General features: G+C 68.7%; 15 protein-coding genes. 6 read left to right on the forward strand and 9 right to left on the reverse strand.

The window, feature by feature from the left end:
- Positions 1-175 precede the first annotated feature (175 nt).
- From GGD88_RS13910 to GGD88_RS13930, 5 genes are all read left to right on the forward strand, one after another.
- Entirely contained in the window at positions 176-2,065 is a 1,890-nt protein-coding gene (locus GGD88_RS13910; protein WP_184436459.1) for a PAS domain S-box protein, read from the forward strand.
- 103 nt (positions 2,066-2,168) lie between these two features.
- Entirely contained in the window at positions 2,169-3,080 is a 912-nt protein-coding gene (locus GGD88_RS13915; RefSeq protein ID WP_184436461.1) for a glycine--tRNA ligase subunit alpha, read from the forward strand.
- Positions 3,081-3,083: 3 nt separating this feature from the next.
- Positions 3,084-5,315 (forward strand): glycine--tRNA ligase subunit beta, encoded by a 2,232-nt coding sequence (glyS, locus tag GGD88_RS13920; RefSeq protein ID WP_184436463.1) that lies wholly within the window; start codon positions 3,084-3,086, stop codon positions 5,313-5,315.
- Positions 5,316-5,321: 6 nt separating this feature from the next.
- Complete coding sequence (gene ppdK, locus GGD88_RS13925; protein WP_184436466.1) at positions 5,322-8,006, forward strand: pyruvate, phosphate dikinase; 2,685 nt, start codon at positions 5,322-5,324, stop codon at positions 8,004-8,006.
- Between the two features lie 133 nt (positions 8,007-8,139).
- Positions 8,140-9,420, forward strand: a complete 1,281-nt coding sequence (locus GGD88_RS13930) for a Zn-dependent hydrolase (RefSeq protein WP_184436468.1) — start codon at positions 8,140-8,142, stop codon at positions 9,418-9,420.
- Positions 9,421-9,450: 30 nt separating this feature from the next.
- On the opposite strand, the gene GGD88_RS13935 is transcribed toward GGD88_RS13930, so the two are convergent.
- Together GGD88_RS13935 and GGD88_RS13940 are read right to left on the reverse strand one after the other, a co-directional pair.
- Entirely contained in the window at positions 9,451-10,326 is an 876-nt protein-coding gene (locus tag GGD88_RS13935) for a tetratricopeptide repeat protein (RefSeq protein WP_184436470.1), read from the reverse strand.
- Entirely contained in the window at positions 10,319-11,242 is a 924-nt protein-coding gene (locus tag GGD88_RS13940) for a Crp/Fnr family transcriptional regulator (protein ID WP_184436472.1), read from the reverse strand. Before GGD88_RS13940 ends, GGD88_RS13935 begins: the two co-directional genes overlap by 8 nt.
- A 572-nt stretch (positions 11,243-11,814) precedes the next feature.
- On the opposite strand from GGD88_RS13940, the gene GGD88_RS13945 reads away from it, so the two are divergent.
- Entirely contained in the window at positions 11,815-12,306 is a 492-nt protein-coding gene (locus GGD88_RS13945; RefSeq protein WP_184436474.1) for a PilZ domain-containing protein, read from the forward strand.
- A 23-nt stretch (positions 12,307-12,329) separates the two neighbouring features.
- Here GGD88_RS13945 and GGD88_RS13950 read toward each other — a convergent pair whose 3' ends face one another.
- From GGD88_RS13950 to GGD88_RS13980, 7 genes are all read right to left on the reverse strand, one after another.
- Positions 12,330-13,793, reverse strand: coding sequence for a TadE/TadG family type IV pilus assembly protein (locus GGD88_RS13950; protein ID WP_184436476.1), 1,464 nt, complete (start codon positions 13,791-13,793; stop codon positions 12,330-12,332).
- 246 nt (positions 13,794-14,039) lie between these two features.
- Complete coding sequence (locus GGD88_RS13955; RefSeq protein WP_184436478.1) at positions 14,040-15,497, reverse strand: TadE/TadG family type IV pilus assembly protein; 1,458 nt, start codon at positions 15,495-15,497, stop codon at positions 14,040-14,042.
- Between the two features lie 17 nt (positions 15,498-15,514).
- The gene (locus tag GGD88_RS13960; protein WP_184436480.1) at positions 15,515-16,045 is read right to left on the reverse strand and encodes a TadE/TadG family type IV pilus assembly protein; all 531 of its coding nucleotides are present in this window, start codon (positions 16,043-16,045) and stop codon (positions 15,515-15,517) included.
- Positions 16,039-16,569, reverse strand: a complete 531-nt coding sequence (locus GGD88_RS13965) for a TadE/TadG family type IV pilus assembly protein (RefSeq protein WP_184436482.1) — start codon at positions 16,567-16,569, stop codon at positions 16,039-16,041. The genes GGD88_RS13960 and GGD88_RS13965 overlap by 7 nt, the downstream gene beginning before the upstream one ends.
- Positions 16,570-16,768: 199 nt before the next feature.
- Positions 16,769-17,740 (reverse strand): type II secretion system F family protein, encoded by a 972-nt coding sequence (locus tag GGD88_RS13970; protein WP_246423779.1) that lies wholly within the window; start codon positions 17,738-17,740, stop codon positions 16,769-16,771.
- A 12-nt stretch (positions 17,741-17,752) separates the two neighbouring features.
- Positions 17,753-18,805, reverse strand: coding sequence for a type II secretion system F family protein (locus GGD88_RS19330; RefSeq protein ID WP_184436484.1), 1,053 nt, complete (start codon positions 18,803-18,805; stop codon positions 17,753-17,755).
- Positions 18,798-20,282 carry a TadA family conjugal transfer-associated ATPase gene (locus GGD88_RS13980; protein WP_184436486.1) on the reverse strand — a complete coding sequence of 495 codons (1,485 nt, stop codon included), beginning with the start codon at positions 20,280-20,282 and terminating at the stop codon, positions 18,798-18,800. The genes GGD88_RS19330 and GGD88_RS13980 overlap by 8 nt, the downstream gene beginning before the upstream one ends.
- Positions 20,283-20,384 lie beyond the last annotated feature (102 nt).

Consider the following 20,384-nt stretch of genomic DNA (forward strand, 5'->3'; position numbering starts at 1 on the left):
CCCTCAAGACCAGACGCAAACGCGCCGCATGGGACACAAACTACCTCGCCCAAATCCTGAACATGAAAATCCCGTAACCTGGATTCGGAGCCCTGGGACACTCCGTGCAGTGGTTGATCTACGCCAGCGTTTCCTCTAATCCTTCGTGAGGCCGGACGCAGGGCTACACGGGACGATGGTCACCACGAGACTGCATGGAGACACGGTACTCCTCCGGGCCCTGGTGGACGCGGTTCCGCTGCCGTGCGCGGTCACGGCCCTGCATGACGGCACCGTTCTGGCCTTCAACCCACAGATGGCGGAGCTGCTCGGGATCACCGGCACCGACCTGACGAACGTGGCCTGGGCGGCGCCCTTCTATGCCGAACCGAACCGCCGCCGGGAGTTGATGGCCCGCGTCCGCGCCGATGGACTGGTGCGCGACATCGAGTTCGCGGCCCTGCGGGTCGACGGCACGCCGGTGCCCTGTCTGGCCTCGTTCCACCGCGTCGAGTGGCAGGGGGCGGCGGTCGTTGTCGTCTGTCTGATCGACATCGCCGACCGCAAGGCCGCCGAACTGGCATTGCGGGCCAGCGAGGAGAAGTTCCGCGAGATCGCCGAGAACACCAGCGACGTCATCTGGCACCTCGACCTCGACCTGACCATCACCTATGTCGGCGGCGGTGTCCGCCTCCTGACCTGGCTGTGTCGGGGGGACCTCTTGGGCCGGTCGGCCGGCGAGTTCTTCATGCCCGAGCACGCCGCCATGCTGCGGGCCGCGCGCGAGCATCGGCTCGGCCAGGAACGGGCCGGCATCACAACCACCGTCGCCCGCTACGAGGCGGAACTGCTCAATCACGCCGGCGAGACCCTGTGGGTCGAACTGCACGTGTACCCACACCGGGACGGCACCGGCGCGCTGGTGGGCTACTTCGGCGTCATGCGGGACATCTCGCAGCGCAAGCGCGCGGAAAGCGCCCTGCGTCAGAGTGAGCACCTGTTCCGCCAGCTCTTCGACGCCGATCCGGTCGCCAAGCTGCTGGTCGACCCCGAGACCGGCGTGATCGTGAACGCCAACGCCAGCGCGGCCCGGTTCCACGGCCACCCGCCCGCCGCCCTGAACGGCCATTCGCTGCGCGATCTGGTCGAGCCCATGTGCCACGACCCCGCCTGCCCGCTCACCACCCTCCACCGCACGGCGGAATGCGGGGGCGGCCCGGTCGAGATGACCCACATCCTGGCGGACGGCACGCGCCGCCTGGTGGCCGCCCACGTCGGATTGGTGGATGTGCCGGGTCCCGGCGGCACCCCGCGCACCCACTTCCACCTGAGCCTCTTCGACGTCACCGACCGCCAGCGCTACGCGGCGGAACTGGAACAGCGCAACACCGCCCTGCGGGACTTCACCACCGCCGTCTCCCACGACCTGCAGGAACCACTGCGGCTGGTCACCAGCTATCTGGGCCTCCTGGAGCGGCGGCTGGACGGACGCCTGGACACGGACGAACGCGAGTTCATCCGCTACGCGGTCGGCGGGGGCGCCCGCATGCGGGCGATGATCCAGGGGCTGCTCACCTATGCCCGCCTCGACACCCGCGCCCGCGCGGCCGAGCCGGTCGCGCTCGACGCGGTGGTGGCCACGGTACAGGACACGCTACGGGCCGCCCTGACCGAAGCCGGCGCCACCCTCAGCGTCCCGGCGCCGCTGCCCCGGGTGCTCGGCGACCGCGAGCAGTTGGTCAGCCTGGTGCAGAACCTGATCGCCAATGCCATCCGCTACCGCCATCCGGACCGACCCTGCCACATCACCGTCGTCTGGCGGCACGGGGGAGGGCACGCCGAGGTCGGCATCGGGGATACCGGGATCGGGATCGACCCGAAGCACCACGACCGTATCTTCGGCGTGTTCCAGAGGCTGCGTCAGATCGACGACGAAACCGGAACCGGCATGGGCCTGGCGATCTGCCGGCGGATTGTCGCCCGGCACGGCGGCGACATCTGGGTCGACTCCGAGCCCCGGCAGGGTGCCACCTTCTGGTTCACGCTGCGGCTTGCCGACCCGCGCGGCGACAGCGGCACCGCCTGACCCGCGCCGGAGTCGGGTCGGGTCCCCGCCTTGACCGTCCCCCGGGGCAGGGCTAGCTTGCCGGCGCCCCTCCCTGTCCCCCATCCGTTCCAGCGAGAGCCCCATGACCCAAGCCGCGTCCGTCCGGCCGCCCAGCTTCCAATCCCTGATCCTGCGCCTGCAATCGTTCTGGGCGGAGCAGGGCTGCGTCCTCCTGCAGCCGTACGACATGGAGGTCGGCGCCGGGACCTTCCACCCCGCCACGACGCTGCGCGCCCTTGGCCCGGAACCCTGGAACGCGGCCTATGTCCAGCCGTCGCGTCGTCCCACGGACGGTCGCTATGGCGAGAACCCGAACCGGCTTCAGCACTACTATCAGTTTCAGGTTATCATGAAGCCGTCGCCCGCCAACGCCCAGGACCTGTACTTGGACAGTCTGCGCGCCCTCGGCATCGACCCCTTGCGCCACGACATCCGCTTCGTCGAGGACGACTGGGAGAGCCCGACCCTGGGGGCCTGGGGTCTGGGCTGGGAAGTGTGGTGCGACGGCATGGAGGTGACCCAGTTCACCTACTTCCAGCAGGTGGGCGGCTTCGACTGTGACCCGGTGTCGTTCGAGTTGACCTACGGTCTGGAACGTCTGGCGATGTACGTGCAGAACGTCGAGAACGTTTACGACCTGGATTACAACGGTGCCGGCGTCTCTTACGGGGACGTGTTCCTGCAGGCCGAACGCGAGTTCTCGGCCCACAACTTCGAGTATGCCGATACCGAGGCCCTGTTCCGCCACTTCGCCGACGCCGAAGCGGAATGCGGCCGCCTGCTGGACGCCGGTCTGGCCCTGCCCGCCTATGACCAGTGTCTGAAGGCCTCGCACCGGTTCAACCTTCTGGACGCCCGCGGCGTCATCTCGGTGACCGAACGCGCCGCCTATATCGGCCGCGTCCGCGCCCTCGCCAAGGGCTGCGCCGCCGGCTGGCTGGCCAGCCGCGGCCATGGCTCCGCCGGCCCCACCACCAACCGGGCGGAGGGCTGAGCCATGGCGGAACTTCTGGTCGAACTGCTGTCAGAGGAAATCCCGGCCCGCATGCAGAAGCGCGCCGCCGACGATCTGTCCCGCCTGGTCACCGACGGCCTGACGAAGGCCGGGCTGGATCATCAGGCGGTGCAGGCGTACGCAACGCCGCGCCGCCTCGCGCTGGTGGTGGACGGGCTGCCGCTGTCGCAGCCGGACACCCGCGAGGAACGCAAGGGCCCGAAAGCCGACGCCCCCGAAAAGGCGATCCAGGGGTTCCTGGGTTCGGTCGGCCTGACTCGTGATCAGGTCGAGACGCGCGACACCCCCAAGGGGCCGGTGCTGTTCGCCGTCATTGAGCACAAGGGCCGGCCCACCGCCGAGGTGCTGCCGCGCCTGCTTTACGACGCCATCGTCGCCCTGCCCTGGCCCAAGTCCATGCGCTGGGCCGCCCAGGCCCTGACCTGGGTGCGGCCGCTGCATGGGATCGTCGCCGTCTTCGACGGCCGGCCGCTGCGCGGCGGCGTCGGGCTCGGTGCCACGCCGGGCACCCAGCCGGACGGCCAAGGCCCGGCGGTGCCGGTCGGCTTCGTCCCGGATCCCGAGGCGGCGCCGGCGGGCGCAGCCGTTCTGCCATACGGCGCCGTCACCCGCGGTCACCGCTTCCTGGGCCCCGAGGCCATCGACGTGACCGGGTTCGCGGACTACCGCGACAGCCTCCGCGAGCGCTTCGTGATCCTGGATGCCGCCGAGCGCGCCCACCGCATCCACGAGGGCGCCCAGGCGCTGGCGGCGGCCGAGGGGCTTCGGCTGCGGCCGGACCCGGGCCTTCTCGACGAGGTGGCCGGGCTGGTGGAATGGCCGGAGGTGCTGATCGGACGCATCGATCAGCCCTTCATGGACGTCCCGCCCGAGGTCCTGACCACGGCCATGCGCGGCCACCAGAAGTACTTCAGCCTGGAGCGCCCGGACGGCCGGCTGGCGCCGCGGTTCTGTGTCGTCGCCAACATCGCGAGCGACGACGGCGGCGCCCGAATCGTGGCCGGGAACGAGCGCGTTCTGCGGGCCCGCCTGTCCGACGCGCGCTTCTTCTGGGATCAGGACCGCAAGACGCCGCTGGCGGACCGCGTGGCCCGGCTGCGCGAGCGCGTGTTCCATGCGCGGCTCGGCACCGATCACGACAAGACGGAGCGCATGCGTCACCTGGCGGGCCACCTCGCCGCCTTCGTCCCCGGGGCCGATGCGGCCGCCTGCGACCGCGCCGCCTTGCTATGCAAGGCCGACCTGACCAGCGGCATGGTCGGCGAGTTCCCCGAGTTGCAGGGGGTGATGGGCCGCTACTACGCGCGCCACGACGGCGAGCCTGAGGCCGTCGCCGAGGCGGTGGCCGAGCATTATGCCCCGCTCGGTCCGTCGGACCGTTGTCCGACCGTCCCCGCTTCGGTGGTCGTTGCGCTGGCGGACAAGATTGACACGCTGGTCGGTTTCTGGATGATCGACGAGAAACCGACCGGCTCCCGCGACCCGTTCGCCTTGCGCCGCGCGGCGTTGGGGGTCATCCGTCTGGTGGTCGAAAACGGTCTGCGCCTGCCCCTGGCGAGGGTTTTCGAGGCGGCCCGCACCGCCTATGTAACCCAACGGTTGGTGGCGGCGCCCGGTGCGGCGGCGGCGCCGGCCGGCGCCGAGGGTGCTGCTGAGGGTACGGCTGATGGTACGGATGCCGTGCTCGGCGACCTCCTGGGCTTTTTCGCAGACCGGCTCAAGGTCCACCTCCGCGACCGCGGCGTGCGCCATGATCTTGTCTCGGCCGTGTTCGCGCTAGGTGGGGAAGACGATCTGGTCCGTCTGCTCGCACGGGTGGACGCTCTGGCGAAATTCGTGGAAAGTGACGACGGAGCCAACCTCCTGACCGCCTACCGGCGCGCTGCCAACATCGTCCGCATCGAGGAACGTAAGGACAAGGTCCGCTATCACACGCAGCAGGTCGCCCCGGATCTGTTGCGGAGCGAGGAGGAGACGAGCCTTCATACGGCCTTGTCCGAGGCGACCGCCGCGACCGCCCAGGCCGTCCAGGCCGAGCGGTTCGAGGCGGCCATGGCGGCGCTCGCCGCCCTGCGTGCCCCCGTTGACGCATTCTTTGAAACCGTGACCGTGAACGCCGACGATCCGTCTCTACGACGCAACCGCCTGCGACTGCTGTCGCGCATCGAGCTGGCCATGGCCACCGTGGCCGACTTCTCCAAGATCGAAGGGTGAGGGAACATGTCGAAGTGGGTTTACTTCTTCGGGGACGGCCAGGCCGAGGGTCGCGCCGATATGAAAAACCTGCTGGGTGGCAAGGGTGCCAACCTGGCCGAGATGAGTTCGCTGGGCATTCCCGTGCCCGCAGGCTTCACCATCACCACCGAGGTCTGCACTTACTACTACGAGAACGGTGAGACGTACCCAGACGATCTCAGGCAGCAGGTTGCCGACGCCCTGGGCAATATTGAACGCATCATGGGCGCCAAGTTCGGCGATCCGGAAAACCCGCTGCTGGTGTCGGTGCGCTCGGGCGCCCGCACGTCGATGCCGGGCATGATGGACACGGTCCTCAACCTGGGCCTGAACGACACGACCGTGCACGGTCTGGTCAAGCTCTCCGGCGACGCCCGCTTCGCCTACGACAGCTATCGCCGTTTCGTGACCATGTATTCCGACGTGGTGCTCGGCGTCGACCACTACCACTTCGAGGAGCTGCTGGAAGCCCTCAAGGAAGACAAGGGCTACACCCTCGACACCGACCTGACCGCCGACGACTGGAAGCACCTGGTCGGCGCCTACAAGGCAAAGGTCCTGGAGCAGCTCGGCTCGCCCTTCCCCGAGGATCCGGTGGAGCAGATGTGGGGCTCCATCGGCGCGGTGTTCGGAAGTTGGATGAACCAGCGCGCCAAGACCTACCGGCGCCTGCATCACATCCCCGGGCACTGGGGCACGGCGGTGAACGTGCAGGCCATGGTCTTCGGCAACATGGGCACCAGTTCGGCCACCGGCGTGTGCTTCTCCCGCGACCCGTCCACGGGCGAAAACGCCTTCTACGGCGAGTACCTGGTCAATGCCCAGGGCGAGGACGTGGTGGCCGGCATCCGTACGCCGCAGAACATCTCCATCGCCGGCAAGGAGAAGAACAAGTCCGACCTGCCGGCCATGGAAGAGACCATGCCGGTCATCTACAAAGAGCTGGTCGAGATCCGGAACCGGCTTGAGCAGCACTACAAGGATATGCAGGACATGGAGTTCACCATCCAGAGAGACAAGCTCTGGATGCTCCAGACCCGCAACGGCAAGCGCACCGCCGCCGCCGCGCTCAAGATCGCCGTCGACATGTGCAATGAAGGGCTGATCGACAAGGAAACCGCGATCCTGCGCGTGGCCCCGGAGCACCTGGACCAGCTCCTGCATCCGATGCTGGACCCCGATGCGCCGCGCCACCTGCTGGCGCACGGCCTGCCGGCCTCGCCCGGCGCCGCCTCCGGCCAGGTGGTGTTCACCGCCGACGACGCCGAGGCGTGGGCACAGAAGGGCCACAAGGTGGTGCTGGTGCGCGTCGAGACGTCGCCCGAGGACATCGGGGGCATGCACGTCTCCCAGGGCATCCTGACCACGCGCGGCGGCATGACCAGTCACGCCGCCGTGGTGGCCCGCGGCATGGGCGTGCCCTGTGTCGCCGGCGCCGGCGACATCCGGGTGGACTACCGCTCCAAGACCATGACGGTCGGCGACACGGTGGTGAAGGAAGGCGAGGTCATCACCCTGGACGGTGCCAAGGGCGAGGTGTTCCTGGGCGAGGTGCCCACCCTGCAACCGGAGCTGTCGGGCGACTTCGCCGACCTGATGGAATGGGCCGACAAGGTGCGGCGCATGAAGGTGCGCGCCAACGCCGAGACGGCCGAGGACTGTGCCACCGCCCGCAAGTTCGGCGCCGAGGGCGTCGGCCTGTGCCGCACCGAGCACATGTTCTTCGACCCGCAGCGCATCATCCACATCCGCCAGATGATCCTGGCCGAGGACGAGAGCGGGCGGCGCGCCGCGCTGGAGTACCTGCTGCCCTACCAGCGTCAGGACTTCGTCGAGGTGTTCAAGATCATGCGCGGGTTGCCGGTGACGGTGCGCCTGCTGGATCCGCCGCTGCACGAGTTCCTGCCGCATTCGGACGGCGAGATCGCCGCCGTGGCCGAGGCGGCCGGCGTCGACGTGGACAAGGTCCGCAACCGGGTGAGCATGCTCAAGGAGAGCAACCCGATGCTGGGGCATCGTGGCTGCCGTCTGGGCATCACCTACCCCGAGGTCTACGAGATGCAGGCCCGTGCCATCTTCGAGGCGGCCCTGGAGGTCTCGGAGACCGCCGGCGACACCGTGTTCCCCGAGGTCATGATTCCGCTGGTGGGCTCGGTGAAGGAACTGGAGCCCATGCGCGCCCTGGTCGACCGGGTGGCGCAGGAGACCTTCGCCGCCAAGGGCCGCGAGATCGGCTATCACGCCGGCACCATGATCGAACTGCCGCGCGCCTGTGTGCAGGCCGGCGTCATCGCCGAGCAGGCCGAGTTCTTCAGCTTCGGTACCAACGACCTGACCCAGACCACGCTGGGCATGTCGCGCGACGACTCGGGGCCGTTCCTTGAGGTGTACGCACAGAAGGGCATCTACCCGCGCGATCCGTTCCAGAGCATCGACGTGGACGGCGTCGGCGAACTGGTGCGGATGGCCTGCGAGCGCGGCCGGGCCACCCGCCCCGACATCAAGCTCGGCATCTGCGGCGAGCACGGCGGCGATCCCAACTCCATCCACTTCTGCGAGACCGTCAATCTCGACTACGTCTCCTGCTCGCCCTATCGCGTGCCCATCGCCCGCCTGGCCGCGGCACAGTCCGTGCTGTTGAAGGGTCAGGGCGCCGAGGTCGACCGCTGACGGCGGGCCGCCCCCGCCATCCCGATGAACCGAAGGGCCCCGGCGGCACCGCCGCCGGGGCCTTTCGCGTGCATCAACCCGCCTTTCTGGGATAGGCTGCCGCTGTTCAACCCACCGTCCCGCGCAGGCAGCCATGACCGATTCCGTCCCCGCCGCCCCCCTGGACCGCCCCGATCGGACCAACCCTGATCTGCGCGTCGACGGGGCCCGGCTGTGGGCCAGCCTGACCGACATGGCCCGCATCGGCGCCACCGCCCGCGGCGGCAGTTGCCGCCTGGCCCTCTCCGACGAGGACCGCCAGGGCCGCGACCTGTTCGTGGGGTGGTGCCGTGCGGCCGGGTGCTCCGTAACCGTCGACGGTCTCGGCAACATCTTCGCCCGCCGCCCGGGGCGCGAGAACCATCGTCCGCCGGTGCTGATCGGCAGCCACCTCGACACCCAGCCCACCGGCGGCCGCTTCGACGGCGTCTTCGGCGTGCTCGCCGGCCTGGAGGTGATCCGCACCCTCAACGACCTCGACCTGACCACCGACCGCCCACTTGAGGTGGCGGTGTGGACCAACGAGGAGGGCGCCCGCTTCGCCCCCTCCATGTTGGGCTCCGGGGTGTTCGCCGGGGTCCACGAGGCGGACTGGGCCCTGGCCCGCACCGACGCGGACGGCGTCAGCGTGGCCGAGGCCCTGCGACAGACGGGATATGCCGGCGACGCCCCGGTGGGCGGCCGGCCCCTGCATGCCGTCTTCGAAGCCCACATCGAACAGGGACCGATCCTGGAGGCGGAGGGACTCGTCATCGGCGCCGTCACCGGTGCCCAGGCGCAACGCTGGTACGACGTCACGCTGACCGGCGTCGAAAGCCACGCCGGCACCACCCCGATGGAGCGGCGCCGCGACGCCCTGCTGGGCGCGGCCCGGCTGATTGACCTGGCGGAACGCACGGCCCGCGCCCACGGTCCGGACGGCCGCATCACCGTGGGCGTGGTCGCGGTTCACCCCGGCACCCGTAACGTCGTGCCGGGCCGGGTGTTCCTGACCCTCGACGTGCGCCACCCCGACGACGCCGAGATCGACGCCATCGAGCGCGCCCTGCGCGACGGCCTGAAGGGGATCTGTGCCGGGATCGGCCTCAAGGGCGCGATGACGCCGCTGTCCGCCGATGCGGCGGTCACATTCGATCCGGCCCTGGTGGACTCGGTGCGCCGCGCGGCCGCCGGCGCGGGCTACCGGGCGCGCGACATGGTGTCGGGAGCCGGCCACGACGCCTGCCACCTGGCCACCTTCGCGCCCACCGCGATGATCTTCGTCCCCTGCGTCGATGGACTCAGCCACAATGAAGCCGAGGACGCCCGGCCCGAATGGCTGGAGGCCGGCGCCACCGTGCTGTTGCGCGCGGTGCTCGACGCGGCGCGGCTCTGAACGACGCGCGTCCGGGCGCGTCAGGTCGGGTCAGGGGCGGGCCACGGCCCCCTCGATCGCGGCGGCGTCGGGCCGCCCCGCGAGCCGGCCCAGGTCGGCCACCACGCGGTCGGCCTGCGCCTTCGGCAGCAGGGACCGGGTGACCTGTTCCGCCAGGTCCATGCGGCCGGCGAGAGCATAGAGCAAGGCCAGGTTCTGGCGCATCTGCACGGTGGCGTCCGTGTGCTCGGCGGTCTTGCGTTGCAGCGTGATCGCCTCCCCAAGATCGCCCGTCAGGGCCAGCGACAGCGCCAGGTTGTTGGCGCTGCGCAGGTCCTCGGGATCGCCCGCCATGGCCGCGCGATAGGCGGCCTGAGCCTCTCGGTGGCGCCCGTCGCGATCGGCCAGGATGCCCAGCAGGGCCTGGACGCGGGGATCGTTCGGCACCTCGGTCTCCAGCGTGACCATCTGGCTGCGCGCATCCTGGATCGCCCCCGCGGCCAGCAGGGCGCGGGCCAGTTCCAGGCGCACGGCCAGGGTCTCGGCGAGGCGGTCCTCGGCGATCGCGCGGCGCAACGTGCGGACGGCCTCCTGCGGCTGCCCGGAGTATCTCAGATTCCGGGCAAGGCCGAGAACATAGCTCTCGGTGTCGGGCGCCGCCTTGACGAGACGGCCGTACTGCTCGGCCGCCTGACCGTAGCGGTGCCGGGACTCGCTGGTGCGGGCCATCCGCTCGAGAGTGTCCAACAACACCGGATCCTGTGGGCCGGCCGCCGCCGGAGCCGCCGCGCCCCGCTCCGCCGTCGCGTCACGGGAGGCGCAGCCGCCCAACGCCAGGGCGGCGGCCACGATCACCACCCCGGCCGCGGCCGGAGCACGGGCCCGGCTGTGGCGCCGCGCCGCCCGGGTCGCGCCGACCTCACACATGGGCCAACGCCTTCAGCCGGTTGGGGTCGCGGATCAGAAGGGCGCGATGCTGACGGACCACCACGCCCTCGCGCGCCAACCACCCGATGGCGGCCGCCACCGTCTCCCGCTTGGTGCCGGCCCAGAAGGCGATGTCGGCATGAGAGGGCAGCGGCTCGATGATCCATTCCGCCGGCCGGCGCGCGTTGACCTCGGCCAGCCGCGCGAGCTGGGCATAGACGCGCTGCTTCGCGGTCAGGGTCGAGAGGTTGTACATGCGGCGGTTGGAGGCACGCAGATAGCCGGCCACGCGCCGGAGCAGCGCGAGGGCCAGATCCCCGTGGTCGCGCACCAAGGCCACGAACGCCTCGCCGTCCAGGATGGCGACCAGGCTCGGTTCCAGGGCGACGGCGCGGGCCGACCGCATGCGGCCGTCGATGGCCGACAGCTCACCGAAGGTGTCGCCGGCCCCCAGCTCGGTGAGCGTCATCGGTACGCCCTCGTCCACGAGCGCCTCGAACGCCAGATTGCCGGCCTTGATGCTTTCGGTCTCGGCGTCCACGTCGGAGGTGGCGGACCCGGTCCCGGTGCTGCCGCCCGGGCCGGTGCCGTTCGACGGCTGACCGCCCGACTCCGCCTCGGCCTCCGGATCCTGGGGACCCCGGAACACCAGGATGCGCAGCTTGCCGCGCACGATGAAGTAGACGTCGCGACTCGGGTCGTCCTGATCGAACACCACGTCGTCTGTGGCAAGCTGACGCCAGCGGCAGGCGTCCTCCACCTGCTTGAGCACCGGCGGCGGCAGATTGCCCAGCAGGATGTTGCCGCCGAGCGAGGCCTCTTCCCCGGACTCCGGTCGCGAGGGCCGATCGAGGATCCGGCTCGCGCGCGGCGGGGCCGTGGCCACCCGATCCGGTCCGGCTCCGTCTGTGCCCATTCCGTTTTCCCTCCTGGACATGGTGGGCGTCGTTCCCCGTGGCGGAGCCGGCGCCGGAGGTGTCACCGGCACGGGCGGGCGGGACCCCGTCCCGCTCGGCATCCTACCGCGCGTTCCCCTGGGGAGAACAGGGCCTGCCCTCGGCACGGGTCCGCGTCCTGAACCGGCGAACCGGTGCCGCCCTGCGGGACCTGCGCGGGAGGAACACTGGCCTCCCCCAGGGACTCGCCACATCACGACAAGACGACACCGGCCCCGCATCTTGCCGTTTCCTGAACACAGGACCGGAGGACCAGGACATCGGCGCGCGCGAGTCTTCCGGACCCGCTGTTGTCCGACCGTACAGGCGTCGCGGTCGGCCATCAACCATCGCCGTCGCCGAGATCCGCATGCGTGGCCCCGCCCGATCCGCCGACACCGCCCGGCTGCTTTTCCGCTGGATCGAACCGGCTGCGGCGGGCGAAAGTATGCGAAGGACACCCTCGTCCCGGCCGCGGGTCCGCGCGGCCACGCCGGAGACGGGCTGCACGACGCCGGACGAAACCGGACCGGCCAGAGCGGGAGGGCACGCCGTGAAGAAACACGCGCCGGGAGCCGTCGATCCCAACCATGCGCCGCACCGGCGCAGCGCCAAGCGACGGCGCGTCTTCAAGGGGGGCTGGCTGGTCTTGGCCGACGGTACCTCGTCGATCCGGTGCTTCGTGAAGGACATTTCCGCGACCGGGGCGCGCATCGAGACCAACGATCCGCCGGAGGCCGAAGCGACGCGCCTGAAGCTGACGCTGTCGGATGGCGAGACGCTGGATGCCGAGATCGTGCGCCGCGCGGGGCTGGAGCTGGGAATCCGGTTCCTGGCCGAGCAGCGCCCCACGCTGGCGCCGCCGCCGGAGCCGATCGAGCAACTCGTGGAGCAGATGGAGGCCATGGCGATCGAGGACGTGCTGGCCCGCATCGACGCCCTCGGCCTGAGCGAGGATCCGGCGCTGCGCGACGCCAGCGAGGCCCTCGCCGAGGCCTATGCGGGGCTTTACGCCCTGGTGAGCGCCAAGGTGGGACCGTGGTAGCGGCCCCCCGTCCCGGCCCCGGCCTACTGGCTGACGCGCAGCCGGGACAGTTCGATGGCGATGGCGCGGAACGACGCCTTCAGGTCTTCCTGGGACGGGCTGTCGAACCACTTGGCCGGATCCGAGGCGCAGTCCCGGTACAGGTCCTTGGTCGCCTGGTTGATGCTGGACGAGAACGTCACGGTGTAGACGATGATGCCCTGCGCCTTGATGTCCTCGCAGGCCAGCGCCATGCGGGCATCGATGATGTCGTTGGCCGTGCTCTTGCTGTTGGTGCCGATCAGGGGATTGGAGGACGAGAGCCAGCCGATACCCGAGTAGTCTGAGTTGACCGACGGGTCCGGCTCATTGGGCGGCCATTTGTCCTTGTCCAGTCGATAGAACTGGTTCTCGCCATCGGTCATCATGACGATGGCCTTTTCCCAGCGCGGCTCGTCCCAGGCCTTGCCCTCGGTGAACGGGGCCTCGGGCGACAGCGCCCGCCGGCCCCAGGCCAGACCCAGGTCCGCCATGGTGCCGCCGCGGTGCCAGGCATCCAGCCCCCGGATGACGTCGACCAGATCCCCCTTCCTGTTGGTCAGCGGGATGATGGGCGACGGGCACCCCAGGTTCGGCCCCGTGCCGCTGTTCTGATAGGTGGTTGGGTTGTAGCGCACTGTCCCGGGCATGTCATCGGGGTCATAATCGTTCGCCGGACCGGACTCGTAGACGAACGGGGTCCAGCCGGTGGCGCTGTCGTCGCCCAGCAGGTCGGCCCCGGTGCGCTCCATCACGCAGCCCTTCCAGCCCTGCCCGGTGCCGTCGGCGGTCCACTCGAACGGCACGTAGTGGGGATCCCCGGGCTCCGGCCACCAGCTCGGGTCCGGCGGGTTGGTGGACCCACCCAGCGCCTCCGGCCCCGGATTGACCGACGCCGCATAGGGGACGATGGAAATGTACAGGTACGGATGCTCGGTCTCGTGGCCGAACAGAATGTCCACCATGTCCTCGGCGGCGATCCGCAGCGCGCCGATGTTGTTGCCGCCACGCATGGAGCCCGTGTTGTCGAGCACCATCGCCAACTCCAGGCCCTTGATCGACCGGATCACCTCGGCATCGGCCGAGACCGTGATCCGATCCCACTGGAACAGCTTCAGGAAATGGGTGTCGAAGCTGGCCTTGGCCGCCACGGTCACAATGTCGTTGGTCACGGTGACGGAAACATCGTGGACCCAGCCCATCACGCCAGCGGGGTAATTCGCGGCGATGAAGTCCCCGGCCCGCTCGGTGACGTCGACCGCGTCTTCGACAGTCGAGCCGACGGCGAGCGCCGCCGAATCCACGGCATGGCCGAGCCGGTTCTTGATGTAGTAGGCGATGCCGAAGTCGATGGCACCGCCCAGGGCCAGAAGCAGCGGAACCATCATGAGCGCGACCAGGAGGGCGGCGGCGCCGCGCCTATCGCGACGCAACTGCGCCAAACACCGACCAATGCTCACGCCAGTCATGACAGCTCTCCCACTCGACGTGACGGGATCCGGAGCCTGACCAGCATAGACCCCGGCATCGCCGAGCGGTGTGACGACCCCCACAGTTCGAGTGCGAATATTGGAAAGCTCGCCTACGCGAGGCCTCCGACCGCATCAACGACCAGACTAGACCCGGCCATGCGCGAAAGGAACCGCCACGAATACGCCGAGAGCGATCCGCCCCGCGCCACCCGGCGCGACGACAGGTCCCCGCGGTCGGTCCGATCAGCGGCTGATGCGCAGTTTCGACAATTCGATCGCGATGGCGCGGAAGTTGGCCTTCAGGTCCTCCGCCGAGGGGCTGTCGAACCACTTGGTGGGATCCGTGGCGCAGTCCCGGAACAGGGCCTTGGTGCCGCTGTCGAGAGGATTCGAGGGCGTGGCGAAGGTCACCGTGTAGACCAGGATGCCGTCCGCCTTGATGTCCTCGCAGACGTCCGCGAAGCGCCGGTCGACAACCCGCCTGGCCCAATAGGTGCTGCTGGTGCCGATGCGGGAGTTGCTGGACGACCGCACCCCGATGCCGGAATACACGCCGTTGAACTGGTTCATGCCGTCCGTCATGATGACGATGGCCTTTTCCCAGTCCTCGGTGTTCCAGGGCTTGCCCTCGGTGAACGGCGCTTCGGGCGACAGCACACGCCGGCCCCAGGCCATGCCGACGTCGGACATGGTACCCCCGTACCAATACTGCATGTCGCGGATGTAGGGCACCAGATCCGCCTTGGTGTCGGTCAGCGGCACGATGGGCGACGGACAGCCCCGGTTCGGCCCATAAGTCTTGTCGGAGCCATAGCCCCAGACCACGGGATTGTACCGAACCGTGTTCGGCATGTCGTACCACTCGTAATCATTGTTATAGTCAGTGTAACTATCGTCGGGCGGTGACGCATAGGGGATGAACCCGCCCGGATTGTCATCGCCCATCAGGTCGCTGCCGAAGCGCTCCTCGACGCAGCCCTTCCAGCCCAAACCGTCGGTCGAATAGGGCTTGTACTCGAACGGAACGTACGCGTAGGGCCACCATGGGCGCCAGTACCCGGGCGGCGTCGGCTCCGGCCACCAGCTCGGCGGTGTCGGGCTGGTCGATCCGCCGAACGCCTCCGGCCCCGGGTTCACGGCCGTCACGTAGGGCACGATGGACACCCGCAGGTACGGATGAACGGTCTCGTCGCCGAACAGGATGTTGACCATGTCCTCGGCAGCCGTCCGCATGCTGCCCATCTTGCCGTGATACATCATCGACCCGGTGACGTCCAGGACCAGCGCCACCTCCAGGCCGCGGATGTTGCGGACCACGACCGCGTCGGCACCCACTGTGATCTGGGGCCAGTGGAACAGGCGCAGGAAGAACGTATCGAAGGTCGCCTGGGCCGAGACGGTGATCGTGTCCTTCACCTCGTTGACCTGGATGTCGTGCACCCACCCGATGGCGTCATCCGGGTAATTGGCGCGCACGAAGTCGGTCGCCCGGTCCGTAATGTCCACGTTGTCGTCGATGGTGGAGCCGATGGCCAGGGCCGCCGAGTCCACGGCGTGCCCCAGTCGCGCCCTCAGGTAGTAGGCGATGCCGAAGTCGACCGCGCCCCCGATCGCCAGGAGCAGGGGAAGCAGCATCAACGCGACCATGAGCGCGGCGGCACCACGCCTATCGTCACGCAATCGAACCAGCAGGGAGATCATGGCTTGGCGTGTCTTGTTCAGTGTTCGACGGACCCGTTCAGTGCAATCCGCCGGGCAACGCGCGGGCGGGCAAAGGCTTCCTCGGCCAGGTTCTTACTCTCGAAGATGAAGTCGAAAGGACTACTGTACGTGTAAGTCATGAGCACGACAACGACGCTTTCATTGGGCGACCCCAGGCCATTGCCCACGGCAGGATTGATGGCCGCGCCGCCCGCCGACTTGTCCTGCCACAGGATCCGTGTGTTGCCGCTCTGGTCGAACCCGACGCTGGCGATGGTGATCTGCAGCGTGTTGGAGTCCGTCGGCAGGGGATTCAGGATGATGTCCGCCGCCGCCCGAATGTCGGCCAGGGACTCGTCGTCGTGGGTCGCCTCCTGCGCCACCAGATCGGCGACCGTCTGGGTGGCGCTGACGGCCTTGCGGGTGGCCTCGATGAACATGGTGAGTTCGATCATCCCGAGAAACATGGTGATGAGAACCGGGATGACGAACGCCGTCTCGATCGCGACCGATCCTTTGCGGCACCTCAGGAGCCTGCGGATCACCATGGCTCCCCCTTCACCACCGCCGCATAGGCGATCAGGCGGCTGTCGTAGCCATCATCATTGAAGAAGGCCCCGATGAGCGGTGTCGCGAAATGATAGCGCGCGTAGACCCGCGCGACGGTGATGTCGCCGGCATCACCCGGGGCGAAACTCGGAGACTGCGGCAGACCGTCGCCGCCCAGTGTCGGCGGCGTCAGGTTGACCGAGCCGTAGTCCCCATAGTTGCGCACGTCGAAGACCAGATCGGCGCAGTCGAACATGAGCAGCCCGTCACCGCAGACCGCGTCCTCGAAGGTCTGGCGCGGATTGCCGGAGTTGAAGACCTGACCGGTGCGCAGTTGGCGGGCGCCCTCCTCCAGGGCGCCGTGCAGCGTCACGCTATGCAGCAGCATGATGCCGATCTCCAGGACCGCCGCCAGCATCAAGACCAGCGGCAGGGCGACGAGTCCAAACTCGATCGCCACCGCCCCGCGGCGCGCGCGCCACAGACGGGAGACCAAATGATCCCTGCGGCGCTTTGTCGTCACGACAGGGCCTCCCAGGCGACAAGGCCGGCACACGTCCTGTGACCGGCGGACAATGATGCCGCGTCCCATGTCGCCCTGTCAGTGACAAACATCACCCGACTGCCCCTCGACTTGCCGCCCCTGACCACGACTTGACCTTGACGAACCCAATCGTTGCCGTCCTCTCGGAAAACCCCGAGACGTGCGCCGACGACGCGACCTATTGCAGTTCGGCCACCCGGATGGCGGCCGGCCCCAGGATCACGACCATGAGCACCGGCAGGAAGAACACGATCATCGGCACCGTCAGCTTGGCCGGCAGCGCCGCCGCCTTGCGCTCGGCCTTGGACAGACGCTCGGCCCGGTTTTCCTGCGACAGGACCTTCAGGGCCTGACTGACCGACGTGCCGTATTTTTCCGCCTGCAACAGGGTGACCGTCAGGGACTTCGCGGCCGGCAGGCCGGTGCGATCGGCGAAGTTGGTGTACGCGCGTCGCCGGTCGCCCAGGAACGCCAGCTCGGCCGTGGTGAGGCCGAACTCTTCGGACAGGACGGGCGAGACATCCTCGATCTCGTTGGTGACACGCTGGAACGCCGCCTCGATGGACAGCCCGGCCTCCGAACTGATGACCAGAAGGTCGAGCGCATCCGGAAACACCAGCTCCATTTCCTTGCGCCGCTTCTGGATGATGTTCACGAGCAGCAGGTGCGGCAGATAAAACCCGACCACGGGGGCCGCCGCGAGAACCAGGACCTTCTGGAAGAAGATCAACTGATCCTCCAGGACCACCGTCACATACAGGAAGGTGGCCACAAGAAAGCCGATCAGCAGCAGCACGCGCAGACCGACATAGACCTTGGGCGCGTAGGGCTGGCGGTAGCCGGCCTGGACCAGCTTCAGCTTGATCCCCTTGGGCGCGATCAGCCGTTCGAGCTTGAGGGCATCGACGACGGCCTGCAGCAGGCTGACGCTCTTCTTGGGGCGCCAGCGGGCGCGCCGCTGCTGCTCGATCTCGGTACGCTGTTGCCGGCTGTACTCCTCGCGCGCCCGCGAGATGCTGCGCAGACGCGCGGCGCGATGGTCGCGTTGCAGGAACGGCAGGGCCATCGCCAGCACGGTCGCGAACGCGCCGATGAACGCCAGGGCGCTGATGATCATCTCGACCCGGAAGCCCAGGAAGGTCGCTTCCATGACGGCGCATCCCTACATCTTGAAGTTGATCATCTTCGCCATGATGGCCACGCCCGTGGCCATCCAGAGCAGACCGCCCACCATGATGATGTGTCCGGCCGCGGTCTCGAACAGCGGGACCAGATAGGTCGGACTGGTCAGCGAGATCAGCGCGACGACGATGAACGGCAGCGAGCCGATGATCCAGGCCGACGCCTTGGCCTCGGACGACAGCGCCTTGACCTTCAACCGCATCTGCTTGCGCTCGCGGATGACGGTCGACAGGTTCGCCAGGGTCTCCGCAAGGTTGCCGCCGGTCTGCTGCTGGATCTGCAGGACGATGGCGAAAAACTTGTACTCCGGCGTCGGCATGCGTTCGAGACCGCGCGCCATGATCTCCGACAGCGGCAGGCCGACGCGCTGACCCTCCACCATCATGCGGAACTCGGCGCCGACCGGATCGGGCACCTCGCGTCCGACGATGCCGATGCACTCGCTGACCGGAAGGCCGGACTGGACGCCGCGCACCAGCACATCAATGGCGTTGGGGAACTCGGTGGTGAACCGCTTCTGGCGCCGGCGGGCCATGAAGCCCAGCACCAGCCGCGGCAGTCCGAACGCCACGGTGATCCCCGCCAGCAGGCCGATCAGCGGGTTGAAGCCGGCCACGATCACGAACACGGCAGCGGCGGCGCCGATCACCACCGTCACCAGCAGGTAGAGCCGGTAATCCATGCGCAGGCCGGCGCGCAGCAGGGTCTGGCGGACGCGGTTGCTCCGCCGGGTGCGGTTCTCCTTGTCCTTCTCCAGCTCGCGCAGCTTCTCCTGGATGCGCTTCTGCCGGGTCTGCGTCTCGCCGCTGCCCCCGGACACGCTGCCGCCGGGGCGCAGACCGCGCACAGCGCGACCGGACCCACCGGCCCCGGCCGGAGCCAGGCCAAGCCCGTCCATCCGCCGGCGCAGCCGCCGGCGCGGCTCGGTCACCGCATAGGCCACGCCGCCGGCGATTGCCAGTACCATGACGAACAGGGCGAGCGCGATGCCGGCCACCAGCATCGTCTCGGGGCTGAGCGGTCCGTTAATCACTGGCCTTCTCCAACGCGCGCGCGAGCTTGTCCTCCAGCCCGAAGTAGCGCGCCCGGTCCCAGAACCCGGGCCGGATCCCCGTCGCGCGGTGGCGTCCGATGATCTTGCCGTCCTGGGTCTCGTCGAGGTAGTCGAACACCAGCAGGTCCTGAAGGGTGACGACGTCGCCCTCCATGCCCATCACCTCGGTGACCTGGACGATCTTGCGCGAGCCGTCGCGCAGCCGCGCCGCCTGGATGATGAGGGTGATGGCCGACGAGATCTGCTCGCGCGTGGCCTTGGGCGGCAGGCTGAACCCGCCCATGGCCACCATGTTCTCCAGGCGCGAGATCGCCTCGCGCGGGTTGTTGGCGTGGACCGTGCCCATCGAGCCGTCGTGGCCCGTGTTCATCGCCTGCAACAGGTCGAACGCCTCGGGACCGCGCACCTCGCCGACGATGATGCGCTCGGGCCGCATGCGCAGGCAGTTGCGCACCAAGTCGCGCATGGTGATCTCGCCGACCCCCTCCAGGTTGGGCGGCCGGGTTTCCAGACGGACCACATGGGGGTTCTTGAGCTGCAATTCCGCCGCGTCCTCGCAGGTGATGACGCGTTCGGCCGGCTCGATGTAGTTGGTCAGGCAGTTCAGCAGGGTCGTCTTACCGGAGCCGGTACCGCCGGAGATCAGGATGTTGCAGCGCGAGGCCGAGGCGACCTCCAGGATGGCCGCGCCTTCGCGACTGATGGAGCCGAACTGCACCAGCTCTTCGAAGGTGAGCTTGTCCTTCTTGAACTTGCGGATCGTGAGCGTCGGCCCGTCGAGCGCCAGCGGGGCCACGATGACGTTGACACGGGAGCCGTCGGCCAGGCGCGCGTCACAGATCGGGCTGGCCTCGTCGACGCGGCGGCCGACGGCCGAGACGATGCGCTGGCAGACGTTCATGAGCTGCGCGTTGTCGCGGAACTTGACGTTGGTCCGCTCCACCCGGCCATTGGCCTCGATGTAGACCTTGTCATAGCCGTTGACCATGATGTCCGCGATGTCGTCGCGGGCCAGCAGAGGTTCCAGCGGGCCGAGACCCAGGATGTCGTTGCAGATATCCGCAATAATCTGCTTCTGTTCCTGGGCGTTCACCAGGACGTCCTGCATCGAGATGATCTCGTTGATGACGTCCGAGATCTCCTCGCGCACGGCGTCCGGCGACAGCGTGCTGAGCTGCCCGAGGTCGATGGCCTCGATAAGGCTGTTGAAGACGGAAACCTTGATTTCCTCAAGCCGGTTCTCGCGGGCACGCAGGCGCTCCAGCCCCGCCTCGTCGACGATGACCGCAGGTTCGGGCGGCGGGGCGGTCGCCGCCGGCGCCGCCTCGGCCCGCTCGGCGCCGTCGCCACGTGGCGACGGACGCGCGCCGCGACTCCCCCCCGGCCCCGTCGGCACCGGCCGGGGCTGTGACGTGCTTTCGCCCTTGCCGCCCGTGTCTATGCGGCGTCCGAACATGGTTGACTCCTCATGCAGGCCCGGGCCGATCAGCCGAACGCGCCGGCGCTCCGGACCCGCACCCTGTGCCGGGCGCCTGCCCTGCGCCCCGCCTGGCCCTGC

The sequence above is a fragment of the Roseospira goensis genome, assembly GCF_014197795.1.
Taxonomy (GTDB): Bacteria; Pseudomonadota; Alphaproteobacteria; order Rhodospirillales; family Rhodospirillaceae; genus Rhodospira; species Rhodospira goensis.

Bases quoted from the DNA above. Each gene is read 5' to 3' on its own strand.
- GGD88_RS13970 (WP_246423779.1), bottom strand. From the start codon at position 17,740: ATGGAAGCGACCTTCCTGGGCTTCCGGGTCGAGATGATCATCAGCGCC.
- ppdK (WP_184436466.1), top strand. From the start codon at position 5,322: ATGTCGAAGTGGGTTTACTTCTTCGGGGACGGCCAGGCCGAGGGTCGC.
- GGD88_RS13930 (WP_184436468.1), top strand. From the start codon at position 8,140: ATGACCGATTCCGTCCCCGCCGCCCCCCTGGACCGCCCCGATCGGACC.
- GGD88_RS13960 (WP_184436480.1), bottom strand. From the start codon at position 16,045: ATGGTGATCCGCAGGCTCCTGAGGTGCCGCAAAGGATCGGTCGCGATC.
- glyS (WP_184436463.1), top strand. From the start codon at position 3,084: ATGGCGGAACTTCTGGTCGAACTGCTGTCAGAGGAAATCCCGGCCCGC.
- GGD88_RS13935 (WP_184436470.1), bottom strand. From the start codon at position 10,326: ATGTGTGAGGTCGGCGCGACCCGGGCGGCGCGGCGCCACAGCCGGGCC.
- GGD88_RS13915 (WP_184436461.1), top strand. From the start codon at position 2,169: ATGACCCAAGCCGCGTCCGTCCGGCCGCCCAGCTTCCAATCCCTGATC.
- GGD88_RS13910 (WP_184436459.1), top strand. From the start codon at position 176: ATGGTCACCACGAGACTGCATGGAGACACGGTACTCCTCCGGGCCCTG.
- GGD88_RS13980 (WP_184436486.1), bottom strand. From the start codon at position 20,282: ATGTTCGGACGCCGCATAGACACGGGCGGCAAGGGCGAAAGCACGTCA.
- GGD88_RS13950 (WP_184436476.1), bottom strand. From the start codon at position 13,793: ATGACTGGCGTGAGCATTGGTCGGTGTTTGGCGCAGTTGCGTCGCGAT.
- GGD88_RS13940 (WP_184436472.1), bottom strand. From the start codon at position 11,242: ATGGGCACAGACGGAGCCGGACCGGATCGGGTGGCCACGGCCCCGCCG.
- GGD88_RS13955 (WP_184436478.1), bottom strand. From the start codon at position 15,497: ATGATCTCCCTGCTGGTTCGATTGCGTGACGATAGGCGTGGTGCCGCC.